Below are 14,925 nucleotides of genomic sequence, written 5' to 3' on the forward strand. Positions count from 1 at the left end.
ACTTACAAATTTTTTAGCGCTTCCTTAATATCCAGCGCTAAAAATCTATCCAACGCTAAATACATCCAATAAAGAGATAGTTGAGCATCACTGTTAGTCTTTTGAAACCCCAAAGCAAAACTCATTTTTTCGTACATCGGGTGAATGATTAGCGTGTGCAAATCGCAAAGATTGGGAAAATCTTGTTTCATTTCTACTAAAACTTTCTGGATGTGTTCGAGAAAAATAACGCGGTATTCTTCTAAATATTGCGGATCTATCATCCAACTGCGAACAAATACTGACTGGCAATTTTCATCTCCCGGAAGTGCCATGATAAAAGGATCGATCTCAGCAGCAACCGAACTTAAATGCAGGCTTTTACTGGGTGCGTTAAAAAAATTAACTTCCGATTCGGCTGCGGTGGGATACAATAAGTAAAAACCTACAGGATTCAGATTGTCGCAGCGGCGCAAAACTCGCATTCCTTTTGAATATTTGCCTGCCAAAATTCGGAGAATTTTAGCAATTTGGTAGGGAACTGCGTTAGTGCTGCGATTCATCCAGTTGTAATTGGTTGCTAGTAAATTTGCAACGGGAATTGCATCGCACCGAGGATTAAAATTATCTAATTTGAGTTTGACTGAATTTTCCGGCGGCGCGGGATCTAAAATTTCGGAAACTGGTTGAATTTGAATTGCTGTAGCGTTACCGTCAAAGTGTTTTGCGATCAATCCTAGTGCTGCTAATTTGTCTAACATCATGCCGGCGGCGCGATCGCTCCCGCGATCGGAATCGGAGTAAAATAGTTCTGCTGCTTCCCGATGAGTGCACTGCACTTCTGTTGCTAGCAATTCCAGTTTAACCAGCGGCGGTTTGAGGCTGGGCTGGCTTTCCTGAAGCTGTTTGACTGATAGGTAAATCCAAAGCCGTATAAAACATTCAGCCCTAGTGCGAGTTACGCCTACTCGTTTCATCAACAGCGAAACAGCCGCGCGGCGCTGTGATTGAGAATACCAAGCATCTAGTGAAGCAATATCCATTTGAGTCGGGAAGCAGCGAAGGAACTTTAGTTACATATTGGCTCAATTTTACAAAAAACTTCACCCCGCTTCACATTACTTCTTGCTATTGTTGGTCAACTTGTCTGATTTCGCCCAATTCTACAATATAACTGGTTGCTCATTGCAAGTTCGCTGCTTCCCAAAGCACAATTAATTTTAGATATTTTCGGGCTTGATTTAACAAAGTAAATTAGCAATTTTAGAGGTTGACGCGATGTACAGTGCTTATATCAATCGGATTGGAAAGTTTTTGCCGGGAAAACCAATTAATAATGACGAGATGGAGGAGTATTTGGGCAAAATTGCCGATCGCCCTTCGCGAGTCAGACAGCGCATTCTCAACAGCAACGGGATTAAACAGCGCTATTACGCGATCGACAAACAGCAGCAAACACTGTATTCTAACAGCCAAATGGCAGCTTTTGCCGTCCGGGATGCGATCGCCCAGACAAATTTGGAACCAGGGGCGATCGACTTACTAGCCTGCGCCACCACTTTACCAGACTTATTAGTACCGGGATTTGCCAGCACAGTACACGGCGAACTTTCCGAATTATCTCCCCTAGAAATAGTTTCCACTCAAGGAGTTTGCTGTGCCGGAATTACCGCCTTAAACTACGCCGCATCTCAACTCGAACTTGGCAAAAAACAAACAGCAATCGCCGTCGCCTCCGAATTTCCCTCGCGCCTGTTCAAAAACACCAAATTTGAAGCAGAAACATCAGTCCAAGCCGGAAAACCCCTACCTTTCGATACAGAATTTTTGCGCTGGATGCTATCAGACGGTGCCGGAGCATTTTTGCTGCAAAACCATCCCAATGCGACAGGAATTAGCTTAAAAATAGAATGGATTGAATTAATTTCCCACGCCAACGCCTATCCAGTTTGTATGTATTCAGGATTAGCAAGCGAAACATCAACCAAAAGCTGGTTAGATTATTCTTCCTACCTCGATGCAGCCGCAGCAGGAGCTTTTGACTTGCGGCAAAATATTCGCTTGCTCGATAATGTAATGAAATTAGGAGTTGAAGGTTGGCTGGGATTGATAAAAGCAGGGAGAGTTTTTCCGCAGGAAATCGACTGGCTGCTGTGCCACTATTCCTCTCACTTTTTTAGGGGACAAATTGTGGAACTTCTCGAACAAGCAGGCTGCATGATTCCTGAAGAAAAATGGTTTACCAACTTGTACACCAGGGGAAACACAGGATGCGCCTCGATTTATTTAATGTTAGAAGAATTGTTCAATTCTGGCAAATTGCAGCCGGGACAAAAAATCTTTTGTTTTGTCCCGGAAAGCGGCCGCTTTACAACAGCTTACATGATGTTAACTGTTGTGGAAAATACCAAGAAATCTACGAGTCAAAGTTCTAACTTGCTGGCTGTTGCGGAAGCTTCTCCTCTCGAAAGTGTTAAAGCGGAAAATCCCCACTCTCCGCAAGCTTATTTGTTGCGGGAGTTAGCCTGGATTTGGCTGAAGTTCGATCGCGAAATTCGTTCTGTTCCCATTGTCCGCAAATTGTACCGGGGAGAGTTTACAATAGAAGACTATCAAGCATTGCTGTGCAATCTCCGCCCGCAAGTTGTCGAGGGTGCTCGCTGGATTGCGCGTGCTGCTTCTAACATGACTGACTTTCGCCTGCGATCGACTTTTATCGGCCACGCCCAAGACGAACACCGCGACTATCAAATGCTAGAAAAAAATTATGTTTCTGTCGGCGGCGAGTTGTCAAAAATTGTCGAATATGATAAGAATATTGGCAGCGAAGCCCTGTCAGCTTTTATCTTCCACCAAGCATCGCGGGAAAATCCGGTCGATTTAATTGGTAGTATGTTTATAATCGAAGGATTGGGAAACAGGTTAGCCCTAAAGTGGGCAAAAGAAATTAAGGAAACTCTCGGTTTGCAAGACGAACAAGTATCGTTTTTAGCTTATCACGGAGTTAATGACGAGTCGCATTTAGCCAAACTGGAAAATTTAATTAATGCCGAATGGATGACGGATGATATCGCCCACCGCATTGTCAAAACTGCCCGCGTTACTGCTCGTTTATATTTGCTGCAATTGGAGGAAATCCGCTAATGCAAAAGCTGCAAAAACAAGATACGGAAAATCTCCAGGATGAGCGAAAAATCCCTTATGTTACGAAACCCTACAACCGCCGCGATCCGAATGTTTGGGATGTCCTGTTTTGCGATCGGTCAATTCCCGTCGATTTAGTTGCAAAAGCATATATGATGCGGGATTTGCAAAACTGGACTCGCAGTTATTTGCTCATCCCGATTAAAATAATTGCTAACTTGTTGCTGGCGGTGATTATGACAACAAAGCGCCTGTTGCCATTTCAATTTCGCGCTTACACTTTAATGCACAAATCCGCAGCATTTTTCCTAAATAACTTTGTCTCGCCAGAAGCTTGTTATTTAATTGTGCGGCACATAAACGCGGGTTCAAACATTATCAACTTCTTGATTGATAACGGCCCGGACACCCAGATTGAAAAATCAAAACTTTATCCGCGCACAGTTAGCGATTTAGCTGACAATGCCTTTCTCGAACACGACTTAATTCTGTATAACTTTGTCTGGGATTACAACCAGGCCATGCTGACAAATCCCAACTGGTTGCAGATTGTCAAAAAACGGGGAATTAATTATGATAGCATTCAACCTGTGGAAGTTGAAATTGATTTTGAAAGGCTTAGGTGGCTGAGGATTCTGGATTTAGAATCTGCGATCGAATTGTTTAAAGTATTTTATTCTCTGTGTTTGACTAGCGACGAATTTGCGCGAGCAGTGATGTCGCTTCAGTTAGATGAAAACTTCGGAGTGTACGTCAGCGAAATTACGGAAAATTGCGATTGGAATCATGTCATTGTGAACCGCCATCCGCTAGCGCCAAACAGTCCGTTTAATGCAGCGCGCGACTTGTTTTTGCACGGGATAATTTCGGAATATCTCTATCGGTACTTGGAACTGCGAAAAGAGATGAGCAATGCTGAAAATTAGAATTCATTAGCTCTGGCATAAAAACAATTATAGCCTTTCTCAGAAAGATGAGGTGATGTCGGGCATTGGGCATAGGGCATTGGGCGGAGCGAAGCGGAGGGATTGGGCGGAGCGAAGCGGAGGGATTGGGCATATCTCACTTTTTTGATAACCGCTATAAATAGGTTCGTAGCGAGGACTTTAGTCCGCATAAAACCCAAAATAATAAAGGAGAGCATCTCAGTTTTGTAAAAATGAAATGCTCCCAATTTTACTCGGAACAATTGCTCGATATGATAGGATTTGCTTAATCATCGAAAACCTCTAAGCTTATGTACCCAAGGAGTTGCCAAACATTGTTGATTTTTAGCTCGAATCACAAAGAAATATCAAGCTGCTGCTAGCTGTGAATTTTCCGCTACTTTCGACAATTCCTGAACCACAATCCACTTACCTGTAATCGGATCGCGGTAAGTAATAAACGGATTAGATTTTAAAGGTTCACTGCAAGATTTAATTGCCATTTGTCCACACTCCTTAGAAATTGTCCTCAATAACTTCTACTACAACCCCATAATTTAATAATCGGCTATTTTGCCTAAAATCTGCGTGATTTATTCCTCAACAATAAGTGATATTTTAGGTGATTTTGGGTGATACATAACACGGCTTAATGTGATTGAAAGCTGCATTGGATGTGAGCAGTATCACCAACACTCGGAAAAACAACTCAGCCTTATGCTCTTTAGCCTTTACCTTCAAAAGTGCCACTATTTTCAGTGAATATCTGATATTATTAAGTAAGGTAAAGACGTTTATCAGAGATCGCCCTCACAAATTTATGGTGCTATTTGGATTTGGCAAAAAGTCGAGCCTGCCCTCTGCTCAAGAGGCATTGCCGGGACGGGCAGAGCAGATAGCGGTACCGGCAACTCATTTTGTTAACGGCAATCCGCTCAAACCTCCCTTTCCAAACGGCATGGAGATTGCCGTGTTTGGTTTGGGCTGTTTTTGGGGCGCGGAACGGAAATTTTGGCAGCAAAATGGAGTTTTTTCGACTGCTGCGGGTTACGCGGCGGGGATTACTCCGAATCCTACTTATAACGAAGTTTGCAGCGGGATGACGGGACACAATGAAGTTGTTTTGGTTGTGTTCGATCCGAAAGTAGTGAGTTACGAAACGCTGCTCAAAGTTTTTTGGGAAAGTCACAATCCGACTCAAGGAATGAAGCAGGGTAATGATTCGGGTACTCAATATCGATCGGGCATTTACACCTATTCAGCCAAGCAAAAACAGCTAGCTGAAGCTTCGCGCGATGCTTACCAGCAAGCTCTGACGGCGGAAGGTTACGGCAAGATTACCACAGAAATTCTGGAGGCTCCTGAGTTTTATTACGCAGAAAGCTATCACCAGCAATATCTTGCTAAAAACCCGAACGGTTATTGCGGTTTGGGCGGTACTAAGGTTTGTTTGCCTGCTATGTCTCAGGCTTAAAATTTTACGCGCCTTATGGATAGGGACAAATAGATTGGGACACCACAATGTTGCGTCTCTACAACATATTTTATGACACAACATTGTGGTATCTCTACAAAATATTTGGCGGGATGTTGCTGCTACCCCGCCATAAATATCCGGGTAGATTAGTAGTTGAAAATAGGTGAAAAATGCTGACGGGTGTTGTAATTATCAATCTACTAATATCTATAGTGTGTTTTTATATAGCTGCGAGAGTGTGGAAAATTAGGCGGACGATCGCACTTTTGGAGTTTCGGATTGCAGCAATCGATCGCTGTAGCAGTAATGTCCTCGGTAAATCACCGGATTTTTTTGCTAAAAGGCAACAAGGTGCTCATCAACTGCGACGGAATTATCAACAACTGGAATTGCAACTGCAACAGGTTCGGCAACTTTTGGGATTGGTGGGTTTGGGGCGAATGCTCTGGTCCAAGCGCGATCGAGCTTTGAGGTAAGCTATCCTAAAACGTATGGAGAGAGAGTAGTTATAAAAATGTCATCTAAACGTTCAGGATTATTTATTGGCGGTCTGTTGGTGGGTTCTGCGATCGGGGCCGTGACTGGGTTGCTGGTGGCACCGCGACCTGGCAAGGAGACGCGGCAGATATTGAAAAAATCGGCCGATGCTTTGCCGGAGTTGGCGGAGGATTTATCGAGTAGCGTGCAGTTGCAGGCCGATCGACTGTCGGAAACTGCACTGCGTAATTGGGACGAAACTTTGGTTAGACTCAAAGAGGCGATCGCGGCCGGTTTGGAAGCAACTCAGCGGGAACGCCAAACACTGTCGGAAACTGAAGCCGAAGTCAGTCCTGTGTCGCGCCCTCCCATCCGCTAATTGACTTAGCTGTTGGGGACGGGCAGGATACCCGTCCCACAAGAATTTCATCAAAATTGACGGTAAAATTAGATCCACATTTCCTGATGAAATCCCAAACCCTCCATCCCAGATACAAGTGAGCGATCCCATCTTTTGGTTAGGACTTTCGATTTTGCTAGTGGCAGTTAGCCTGACTGCTGTATTAGTGACTTTAATACCTGCGGTGCAAGCATTGACACGGGCAGCGCGCAGCGTGGAAAAGCTGGCTGACACGCTTTCTCGCGAGTTTCCGCCGACTTTGGAGGCGATTCGGTTGACGGGGCTGGAAATTAGCGAGTTGACGGATGATGTTAGCGATGGGGTGCAAAGTGCGGGGGAGGTTGTCAAACAGGTCGATCGCAGTATTGGTAGTGCGAAGAAGCAGGCGCACAACGTGCAGGTGACAACTCGCAGCGTGGTTACAGGAATTAAGACTGCTTGGAAAACTTTAACTCGGAAGCGGCCGATTTCGGGGACAAATCGCCGATCGACCGATCGGTTGTCGGCGAGTCAAAGAAGTGCGATTTCGCTGAGGGATTCGGGTTTGGATGACAGGTATTCTGGGAGCAATCGGGAATCGCCGAGGTTGAGGAATGGCGAGGGTTCTGGTTTGTCGGAAGATGCGGAAGATTTTGAGGAAGTATCGAAGGATTCTTGATTCCACCAAATTCCTCAACTTCCCTCAAGAGCACAGCCCTCCCACCAGCAAGAATTCTTATCCATAAAATCCATCAAAGCATCATACTTAGGCGAACCCTTTTGTTCCACATACTCCAAAGCCCCCCAACTTCCCCACTTACTAAATCCACCCACGTCCACGAAGTGCATGAAAAGACTGCCTCCAGCTTCCTTCCAAATATTGAGTAATTGCGTGTACATATCATACATTTCTGGACGCCTATTTAATTCCATAAAAAACTTGGTCAGTTTTTCGTTATTCTCAACTCCTTCAATACCTACAATATGTTGACCGCCCTCGTAAACAAATAACTTGAGACCTTTCTTTTTAGCCACATCTAAAAAATACCTAAAGTCATTATCAACATCTGGCAAACTATCTTTAAATCCAGGCAGCAACCCACCCTCTTTTAATTGCTTAAAAGCTTTGCCAAAGCCACCATCTGCGTCATTCAACCAAGACTCTACTGTGCTGACACTTTCTTTCCCGCCCAAGTTGCCGCTAAAATATCCAGCTATGGCTAGGGCATCAATGCCGTGTTCATAACAAGGTTTATTGCCCTCAGCTACCCAATAGGGACAATCTAAAGCATAGGTTTCTAACTCTCTCCAGGCTCTTTGAGTTCCCAAAACGCAGACAACTCGATTCTTTTTATCCCCAAAAACACCTTTCCAGATATCACACATTTGAGCATTACGCATCCCGTGCCATTGCATAAAAGCATCGCCTTTATCTCCCCACTTCGCTTTACCTTGTTCCAAAGCATAATTGGATTGGGGAAATGACCAATTCCAAACCTCATTAGAATACTCTACATAAACTTTCAGCTTTGGATCTAAACTATCTTTTACGATTTTAGCAAAGTTAGTCATATATTCATCCGTAGCCTGATGCGGCATATTAAACCAGGGTTCTGCTTTGAGTTTGTTAGCTAAATTCACCATAACTTCTATGGGAACATTTCCTCTATAAGCATAGGATACACTCTCTGGTTTAGGTCGCTTTGACCAGTCTTTTTGTTCCGAACCGTTTGTCCCCATCCAGTCCATAAAACGCAAAACTCTAAATCTTTTAATCTTGTCTATAAACAGCGGATTAAATATTTCACCGCTTTGATAAAGCTGTTCATCTTGGGAGTGAACAACTTTAATATTGCGGATATAATTCCCTGTTTTATTGGGATCGGTAGCAGTAATTATAATCATGATGCCTCCGCCTTGTGTGGCATCGACATTAATGATATCCCTCCCCGGTTTCGACGCAGCCTCATCTTTTTTGGCATCAAAGTTATATTCGATCGCACCCTCACCCTCATAAGTAACAATATATTGCCCTGAAGGATAGAGATTGGGGATTTCCCTGAGTAATAGGGTACTTACCCTCGTATATTTAGGAGCATCTTCGGGGGATGGGAGAGATTTCACCCACCCATTTTCATCAAGATTTAAAAGATTGTATTCTTCTGTATCCCATTCACCCTTACAGTTGGGTTCTCCGCTGACGCATTGAGTTATCCATTGTCTAGAAGATTTGAAAGCATCTAAAAAGGGTAATTGTGTTGAGTAGTCAGCAATTCCACTAAGCCCAATTCCTAAAGAAGAGTTAGAATTTGAGGCATTTTTGATATCTGCACGTACAGCTACTTTGTTATCTGTTGGCTGAATTTTGGGAGCAATATTAGTTGTTAAGGCCCAACATCCGGGAATGAAAATGACAAAAATTAATAAACCAAGGATAAAGCCCAGAGCTTTATTTTTCGAGCGTATATTTAATCGAGACATAAATTTGACTAAAAGTTTGATGGTTTTTGGTAAAATCGAAGCGGGTAAGACTGTTTTAATTTTGATATTTTAACAAAAAATTTCTTTTCAAACAATCAGCTATAAGATTATTAACATTTTGGCCTCTCTGTGGATGGGCGATCGCCCATCTAACCGTCTCGATCCAAGTCTTCGGTTTTTGGAGTTTCTGAAGTTGAGGGGAATGTTAATTGGATGTTGATATCCATTGATATTGTACTTTCTTTAAAAGCTATACCAACTATTTTTACCAATGCTTCTGTTGGTAAAGAATTATTCATTTTAAATTCAGAAGAAGACAGAGTTTTATATCCGGCTTCCTGTAGCCGATCGCAAATATTGCGCCAATTTCCTACAGGTTCGTTAGGTACATCAGCGAGTTTTTTCACATATTGGTATAAAGTTTTACATAAATAAACCTCTGCACTTTTGGAAGTCTGAAACAGTTGGCGGGCGATTTCGGCGGGGCTGCAACCGGAAAGCAAGCCTCGGAGGTAGAGTTTTTCGGTTTCTGTGAGTCCCCGGCGCGATCGGGGAGAGATTTGCCGTTTAGCTTCTGCAAAAGCTTGGTACAGCCTTTCTAAGTCCCAGTGTTTGGCGGCTTCGGCAAATAAGTCTTCCTTTGGTACCATTTTCGGGTGTGTTGAGATGTGACTAACGATAGGATAACCGAAATTGCTAGCGTTTGTTAGTTGCTTGGTAGCGGTAGCTAGTGTATTATTTTACTAATACTAAATATATAAGTGTAAATACTTAGATAAACGGGGAGGGGCGATCGCGATCGTTCAAATTTTGCCTGTTTAGTTAACTTTCGTTAGTCAGACAGTTAGTTTTTGTTCCTTAAACTGAGGTATTCCAATGGCTAAAGGTGATGAAATAGCGAAAGCAGCAGGTTCCGCTGCTGCGGGTGCTGCTGCGGGTGCTGGTGTGGTAGCTGCTTCTGGTTTTACGGCAATTGGTGCTATTGGTGGAGGTGCTGGTATGGGTGCTGCTGCTGGCCCCGTTGGTATAGCTGTAGGTGCATTGGCAGGTTTGGCATTTTACGGGATTAGCAAGGCTCTTTCTGACGACTAAACATTGACTCGCGCCAGAGACTTAAGTTTCTGGCTAATAACTAAAGTCTGTTGTTGATGTTGAGCGCTTGTTGCACGAGTCCGCCGGGGGTTAAAAACCCCTGGTGGATAGGTGGGTAAGCGCTAAATATCTATCAATTTTAACCGCGAATTTCTAGCTCTAATTTAGCCATTCCCTCAACTAAAAAATTTTAATTTATGTCTTCTCAAGAGTTTCAAGCAGCATACACCAGCATTGACAGTACAGGCACTTTCCTCTTAAAATATCTCAAAGAATTCCGTGACGGACTCCGCATTCAGGGAGAGGAAAGTCAAGGGCTACAAAGCATTGAAGATGAAATTAACAAAGCTTTAAAGGCTTTGCAAGATCAGAAGTATCAAGTAGCCGTCATAGCAGCAATGAAAGCTGGCAAAAGCACATTTTTAAATTCTATCATCGGTGCTGATGTGCTGGCGAGTGAAACGGCCGCCTGTACCATCTGCCGTACAGATGTCCGACACATTAAACCAGGCGAAACTCCTAAACTTTTAGAGTATCGAGAAGGAGAAAGAAAGCCAGTAATTCTTGTTGAGGGTGACGCAGGCGAAATTCAGCAAAAATTCCTGCTGCGTACCCGTGAAATTCGAGAAAAAGGCAATCCCGATAACACTACACGCTTTGAGATAGAGCATCCGATTGAAGCAATTAGTGAGTTATCTTCTCTCACAGGCTTTACTCTAGTTGATACTCCCGGCCCTAATGAGTGGGAGTCTGCAAACTTCAACATTAATGCACTGAAGCAGACAGCACTAGAAGCACTGCGAACCTGCAATGCCATTCTGTTTGTTTTAAACTACGCTTCCTACAAAGATAATGCAATTGCCGATTTGTTTAAGGATGTTGTTGAAAATCGTAAGGATTTTATAGCTGAGAACACGGGAAAAATTTACTTTATTTTAAATAAAGTTGACCAAAAAACAGAGAGAGACAAAGAAATTGCTGATGTCATCAAGGATTTAGAGCGAGAGTTAGTTGGCTTTGGCTTTTGCAATCCAGTTATTTACCCTGCTAGTTCTCGACAAGGACTTTTAGCGAAACTGATTCAGCAAGAAAAAGCCACTGAAAGCGAAATCAAAGACTTTAAAAAATTCTTTAGTGCTAGGTATGCCACGGAAGATGAGGAAGGAAACCAGATTATTCCTGCACCCCGAAAAATAGCACCCCAAGCACTAGCAGATAGCGGTATCTTAACCATTCAAGAAACAGTAATTCAAAGGATTACTCAAAATTCAGGTTGGAATTTATTGAGTGAGGTTGTGGCAGAAATCGATAAAGCTGCTAAAGCTATTGAGGATACTCTGAATACAGAAATTAAAGGTTGGGAAATGGGGATTGAATCCCTCAAACAAAAAGTAGAAGACTACAGAATACGTTCAGAGAATGCGAGGTACAAAGTTAAATCGGTAGAAAAAGCTGTCGAGCAACAGAAGCAAATACTAATTCAAGGATTTAGTCAAGGCATTAACACATTTGCTGATGAAGCTAAAGCTCAGATAACCAGTGAGATAGATAAAATTGCAAAGTCACGTTCCGCTAACTCTCCAAAGCCAAAAAAAAATCAATTTCTTGCCCAACAACTGCCAAAAGTTGAAAAAATCGGCTTCGGACAAATAGTGGGAGAAATTGGAGAAGCACTATTAGGAGTTATCCCTGTTTTTGGTCAGGGATTAGGCAAAGCATTCAAATTGACCACATCTCTATGGGATAAACTGAGTGAAACTGTTCCTGACACTTTTAATGGTTCTGTATCCGAACAAGATGATAAGCCTGAAAAGTTCGATCCATACATTATCCGTTGTAAGACTCAGACTGAAGCTCAAAAAATCCTAAAAACTATTAATGATGTTTGTGCGCCAAGTATTGAAAGTTGGTGGATAGATACTCAAGATGGGTTAGTTCGAGAGGGTACTAGCATCCGAGAGCAGTTAGCCGAAAAGATTCAAGAAGATATTCAAAAAATATCTGATGAGTTGTCTAATTATTTGGGTGATACTTTACAGGTTAGACTGAATATTAACCCGATTCAGTTTCCGAGTTTTGATTTTTCAGGCATCGATGCAGGGATTCAACATCAAGTAGAGGTGTTTACCAGAACTGAAAAGATAACTGAGGTTAAAAAGAAAAGCAGGAAAAAAAAATCAAATAGTTTATGTAAGGGCGATAAAAGTTACACGGTAGACGTTCCTATTGAAAAAACAATAGAAGTTCAAGATCGGCGAACAGTTTATCAAGTTGACTTGCGCCAAACTGTAGAACAAATCAAACAAAAAATTGATGACAATGTATCAGGAAGCCAGTTACTTTTAGTTCGGGTGATTGAGCAACAAGTTTCTACTGATTTTAAAAGTGCTGAACGGCAAATCAATGATTATATCAACAGGTTTCAAAATGACTTCGATCGCGTCTTGAAGGAACGGAAAACGAAAGAATCTGAAGCACCAAAAATTCTGGCAAAGCTTGAGGCCAACAAAATTAAACTCAATGAATATCTCAGTGAATTGAATTCCATTCGTCAATCTCTCGATAGTTGGAAGCCAGTTAAGTAAAGTTAGAGAAAGTGCAAGATCCCTTTTTCCCCCAAACAACCAAAAGGGATCTCGCCTTTTCCATGTCGAATCCCAAAGGGGGTGAAGCGAAGCTATCCCGTAGGGAATCGCCCTTATTTTCCGAAAGTGCGATCGCCCTTATCTAACTTTTATTCCCCTCACATTCCTAAGCAACTGCAAGTTCATATTGCAGAACTAAAATTTCATCTGCTTTCAAAATAGCCATAGCATATTCAATCCCTTGACTGTCAGCAAACTCCACTAAATACTGACATTCTCTTCCCGTATCATAGACTTCGACAATAGTTCCCACAAGTCCTACTGGCAAACTAGAAACAGATTTGTATTCCGGTTCCACTAGCGTCAATCGCGTATTTAAAACCGGCTTGAGAATCGCCACAGAATCCAAAATTCTAAAGTTTTTTATCATAGTTTAAGAAAGCTGAAATCAAACGAGGGTTAGAATTAGTCAAAGTAATTTCCCAGATTGTCCGAAGCTCAATCCCCGCTGTATCGGGTACAGTCCAATCAACTTTAAACTGTTGCCCAAAATCAGTAGTATTTTCTTGGACAACTTTACCTTCAATGGCTGCTTTTTGAATAAGCTCTTGCAAAACTTCTGCATTATTAGCCGTGATTCCCAAAACCGATGCAAAGACTCTGGCTTTGTGTTTTCCGCGAGAATGCTCTGGATTTAAGCAGTAGCCAACCAGCTTTTGCAGAGAAACTTCAGCCCGATCGCCATTGGGTAGTTTCATTATAACTCCTGCTCACCCCTAATTAGTTACAGTTTTTATTGTAAGGTAGATGCTTTATCGCTGTACGATCGCGCTTATTGTCCGAAAGTGCGATATCCCTTTTTTCCCGAAACAACTAAAAGGGATCTCGCCTTTCCCATGTCGAATCCCAAAGGGGGTGAAGCGAAGCTATCCCGTAGGTAATCGCCCTTACTGTCCGAAAGTGCGAGATCTTATCGAACTTTCATTCCCCTCACATTCCTAAGCAACTGCAAGTTCATATTGCGGAACTAAAATTTCATATACCTTCAAAATAGCCATAGCATATTCAATCCCTTGATTATCAGCAAATTCCACTAAATACTGACATTTTTTCCCGTATCATAGACTTCGACAATAGTTCCCACAAGTCCTACTGGCAAACTAGAAAGCAATTCTATGGACGGGTAAAGCAATGATTTATCGCTTCACTTACCCGCCCCAAACTAAAATTCACGCCTTACTTATTCCTTAACTTCCCCCCGCTAAACTCAGAAGCAACAATCATCGAGCCAATCCCCGCATCCGTGAATATTTCTTGCAGCAAAGCATGAGGAATTCGCCCGTCAATAATGTGAGCGCCCTTCACACCCTGAGCCAAACTTCGCACACAACAATTAACCTTCGGAATCATCCCTCCAGACACAACTCCCGACTCAACCAACTGTCTCGCTTCTTGAATATCTAGCTTAGCAATCAGACTCTCGGGCTTGTGATAATCCTCCAAAATTCCCGCAGTATCAGTCATCAAAATCAACTTTTCTGCATCCAAACCAGCCGCAATTTCCCCAGCCACTGTGTCAGCATTAATGTTGTAAGATTGACCGCGTTCATCCGCCGCCACGCTCGATACCACGGGAATATAACCGCTGTTCACCAAGGACTCCAAAATGTTGGTGTCCACGCCGCTAACTTCACCAACAAATCCAATTCCCTCGCGGCCATCTGGACGAGCTTGAATCAGATTCGCATCCTTGCCGCACAATCCCACTGCTTTGCCGCCAGCTTGGTTGATTAACGAAACAATTTCCTTATTTACTTTTCCCACCAAAACCATTTCTACGACTTCCATTGTCGCTGCATCAGTTACTCGCAAACCATCCTTAAATTGCGGCTCAATTCCCAATTTTTCCAGCCAAATATTAATTTCTGGGCCGCCGCCGTGAACGACAACCGGACGCATCCCCACGCAAGCTAGGAGTACAATATCCCGAACTACTTTGTCTTTGAGAGTGCTATCTTTCATCGCCGCACCGCCATATTTGACTACAATTGTGCGGCCGGCAAAGTTTTGAATGTAAGGCAGTGCTTCGGAAAGCACCTCTACTCGATTAGTGTCTGGATTCCTAACAAAATCGCTTTGTTTGAGCATGGGTAATTTACAAAAGACTAAAAACTTAATTCTAAACTTTAATGGCTAAAGCAAATATCAACAGCTACAAAAATCACTTTTTCCCTGGAATTTATCGACGATTTGCCCGATCGCCCTTTTTGAGAGCTATCCTCATAATTATCATAGGTTTTTTTAATGATATAGCTTGAAATTTTGTCTTATAACTTATAAAATTCTTGGTAAAGTCAAGAAATGTATCGTTATCCTTGATTTACT

General features: G+C 42.6%; 15 protein-coding genes. 8 read left to right on the forward strand and 7 right to left on the reverse strand.

Annotation, left to right across the window (positions count from 1 at the left end):
• Positions 1-2: 2 nt before the first annotated feature.
• Positions 3-1,022, reverse strand: a complete 1,020-nt coding sequence (locus QUB13_RS07780; RefSeq protein ID WP_194009031.1) for a hypothetical protein — start codon at positions 1,020-1,022, stop codon at positions 3-5.
• 235 nt (positions 1,023-1,257) lie between these two features.
• On the opposite strand from QUB13_RS07780, the gene QUB13_RS07785 reads away from it, so the two are divergent.
• Positions 1,258-3,123 carry a 3-oxoacyl-[acyl-carrier-protein] synthase III C-terminal domain-containing protein gene (locus QUB13_RS07785; protein WP_333379939.1) on the forward strand — a complete coding sequence of 622 codons (1,866 nt, stop codon included), beginning with the start codon at positions 1,258-1,260 and terminating at the stop codon, positions 3,121-3,123.
• On the forward strand, positions 3,123-4,049 hold the full coding sequence (locus QUB13_RS07790; protein ID WP_333379940.1) for a DUF6999 family protein: 927 nt from the start codon (positions 3,123-3,125) through the stop codon (positions 4,047-4,049). Before QUB13_RS07785 ends, QUB13_RS07790 begins: the two co-directional genes overlap by 1 nt.
• Before the next feature lie 368 nt (positions 4,050-4,417).
• Here the strand turns inward: QUB13_RS07790 and QUB13_RS07795 are convergent, their stop codons facing one another.
• The gene (locus tag QUB13_RS07795) at positions 4,418-4,552 is read right to left on the reverse strand and encodes a hypothetical protein (protein WP_255515882.1); all 135 of its coding nucleotides are present in this window, start codon (positions 4,550-4,552) and stop codon (positions 4,418-4,420) included.
• 317 nt (positions 4,553-4,869) lie between these two features.
• Here QUB13_RS07795 and msrA point away from each other — a divergent pair, with 317 nt between their 5' ends.
• The 4 genes from msrA (at position 4,870) to QUB13_RS07815 (ending at position 7,061) form a co-directional block, all read left to right on the forward strand.
• Entirely contained in the window at positions 4,870-5,523 is a 654-nt protein-coding gene (msrA, locus tag QUB13_RS07800) for a peptide-methionine (S)-S-oxide reductase MsrA (RefSeq protein ID WP_333089583.1), read from the forward strand.
• A 173-nt stretch (positions 5,524-5,696) separates the two neighbouring features.
• Entirely contained in the window at positions 5,697-6,002 is a 306-nt protein-coding gene (locus QUB13_RS07805) for a hypothetical protein (RefSeq protein WP_333089586.1), read from the forward strand.
• Between the two features lie 38 nt (positions 6,003-6,040).
• Positions 6,041-6,382 carry a YtxH domain-containing protein gene (locus tag QUB13_RS07810; RefSeq protein WP_333379941.1) on the forward strand — a complete coding sequence of 114 codons (342 nt, stop codon included), beginning with the start codon at positions 6,041-6,043 and terminating at the stop codon, positions 6,380-6,382.
• A gap of 118 nt (positions 6,383-6,500) precedes the next feature.
• On the forward strand, positions 6,501-7,061 hold the full coding sequence (locus tag QUB13_RS07815; RefSeq protein WP_333379942.1) for a DUF948 domain-containing protein: 561 nt from the start codon (positions 6,501-6,503) through the stop codon (positions 7,059-7,061).
• Between the two features lie 14 nt (positions 7,062-7,075).
• Here the strand turns inward: QUB13_RS07815 and QUB13_RS07820 are convergent, their stop codons facing one another.
• Positions 7,076-8,863 carry a cellulose-binding protein gene (locus QUB13_RS07820; RefSeq protein WP_333379943.1) on the reverse strand — a complete coding sequence of 596 codons (1,788 nt, stop codon included), beginning with the start codon at positions 8,861-8,863 and terminating at the stop codon, positions 7,076-7,078.
• A 149-nt stretch (positions 8,864-9,012) separates the two neighbouring features.
• A complete protein-coding gene (locus tag QUB13_RS07825; RefSeq protein ID WP_333379945.1) occupies positions 9,013-9,513 on the reverse strand; it encodes a helix-turn-helix transcriptional regulator in 501 nt (166 codons plus the stop codon).
• 226 nt (positions 9,514-9,739) lie between these two features.
• Here QUB13_RS07825 and QUB13_RS07830 point away from each other — a divergent pair, with 226 nt between their 5' ends.
• Together QUB13_RS07830 and QUB13_RS07835 are read left to right on the forward strand one after the other, a co-directional pair.
• Positions 9,740-9,955 (forward strand): hypothetical protein, encoded by a 216-nt coding sequence (locus tag QUB13_RS07830; protein WP_293269880.1) that lies wholly within the window; start codon positions 9,740-9,742, stop codon positions 9,953-9,955.
• A 197-nt stretch (positions 9,956-10,152) separates the two neighbouring features.
• Positions 10,153-12,540: a dynamin family protein gene (locus QUB13_RS07835; protein ID WP_333379946.1), complete on the forward strand. Its 2,388-nt coding sequence runs from the start codon at positions 10,153-10,155 to the stop codon at positions 12,538-12,540.
• A gap of 166 nt (positions 12,541-12,706) precedes the next feature.
• Here QUB13_RS07835 and QUB13_RS07840 read toward each other — a convergent pair whose 3' ends face one another.
• The 3 genes from QUB13_RS07840 to argB form a co-directional block, all read right to left on the reverse strand.
• Positions 12,707-12,970 carry a DUF4926 domain-containing protein gene (locus QUB13_RS07840; protein ID WP_333379947.1) on the reverse strand — a complete coding sequence of 88 codons (264 nt, stop codon included), beginning with the start codon at positions 12,968-12,970 and terminating at the stop codon, positions 12,707-12,709.
• Entirely contained in the window at positions 12,954-13,298 is a 345-nt protein-coding gene (locus QUB13_RS07845; RefSeq protein ID WP_333379948.1) for a DUF6883 domain-containing protein, read from the reverse strand. The genes QUB13_RS07840 and QUB13_RS07845 overlap by 17 nt, the downstream gene beginning before the upstream one ends.
• A 478-nt stretch (positions 13,299-13,776) precedes the next feature.
• Entirely contained in the window at positions 13,777-14,688 is a 912-nt protein-coding gene (argB, locus tag QUB13_RS07850; RefSeq protein ID WP_333379949.1) for an acetylglutamate kinase, read from the reverse strand.
• Between the last annotated feature and the right edge of the window lie 237 nt (positions 14,689-14,925).

This window comes from Microcoleus sp. B4-D4 (genome assembly GCF_036705185.1).
In the GTDB taxonomy this organism is placed as follows: Bacteria; Cyanobacteriota; Cyanobacteriia; order Cyanobacteriales; family Microcoleaceae; genus Microcoleus.

Coding starts and splice junctions, on each gene's coding strand:
- QUB13_RS07780 (WP_194009031.1), bottom strand. CDS start 1,022: ATGGATATTGCTTCACTAGATGCTTGGTATTCTCAATCACAGCGCCGC.
- QUB13_RS07785 (WP_333379939.1), top strand. CDS start 1,258: ATGTACAGTGCTTATATCAATCGGATTGGAAAGTTTTTGCCGGGAAAA.
- QUB13_RS07790 (WP_333379940.1), top strand. CDS start 3,123: ATGCAAAAGCTGCAAAAACAAGATACGGAAAATCTCCAGGATGAGCGA.
- QUB13_RS07795 (WP_255515882.1), bottom strand. CDS start 4,552: ATGGCAATTAAATCTTGCAGTGAACCTTTAAAATCTAATCCGTTTATT.
- msrA (WP_333089583.1), top strand. CDS start 4,870: ATGGTGCTATTTGGATTTGGCAAAAAGTCGAGCCTGCCCTCTGCTCAA.
- QUB13_RS07805 (WP_333089586.1), top strand. CDS start 5,697: ATGCTGACGGGTGTTGTAATTATCAATCTACTAATATCTATAGTGTGT.
- QUB13_RS07810 (WP_333379941.1), top strand. CDS start 6,041: ATGTCATCTAAACGTTCAGGATTATTTATTGGCGGTCTGTTGGTGGGT.
- QUB13_RS07820 (WP_333379943.1), bottom strand. CDS start 8,863: ATGTCTCGATTAAATATACGCTCGAAAAATAAAGCTCTGGGCTTTATC.
- QUB13_RS07825 (WP_333379945.1), bottom strand. CDS start 9,513: ATGGTACCAAAGGAAGACTTATTTGCCGAAGCCGCCAAACACTGGGAC.
- QUB13_RS07830 (WP_293269880.1), top strand. CDS start 9,740: ATGGCTAAAGGTGATGAAATAGCGAAAGCAGCAGGTTCCGCTGCTGCG.
- QUB13_RS07835 (WP_333379946.1), top strand. CDS start 10,153: ATGTCTTCTCAAGAGTTTCAAGCAGCATACACCAGCATTGACAGTACA.
- QUB13_RS07840 (WP_333379947.1), bottom strand. CDS start 12,970: ATGATAAAAAACTTTAGAATTTTGGATTCTGTGGCGATTCTCAAGCCG.
- QUB13_RS07845 (WP_333379948.1), bottom strand. CDS start 13,298: ATGAAACTACCCAATGGCGATCGGGCTGAAGTTTCTCTGCAAAAGCTG.
- argB (WP_333379949.1), bottom strand. CDS start 14,688: ATGCTCAAACAAAGCGATTTTGTTAGGAATCCAGACACTAATCGAGTA.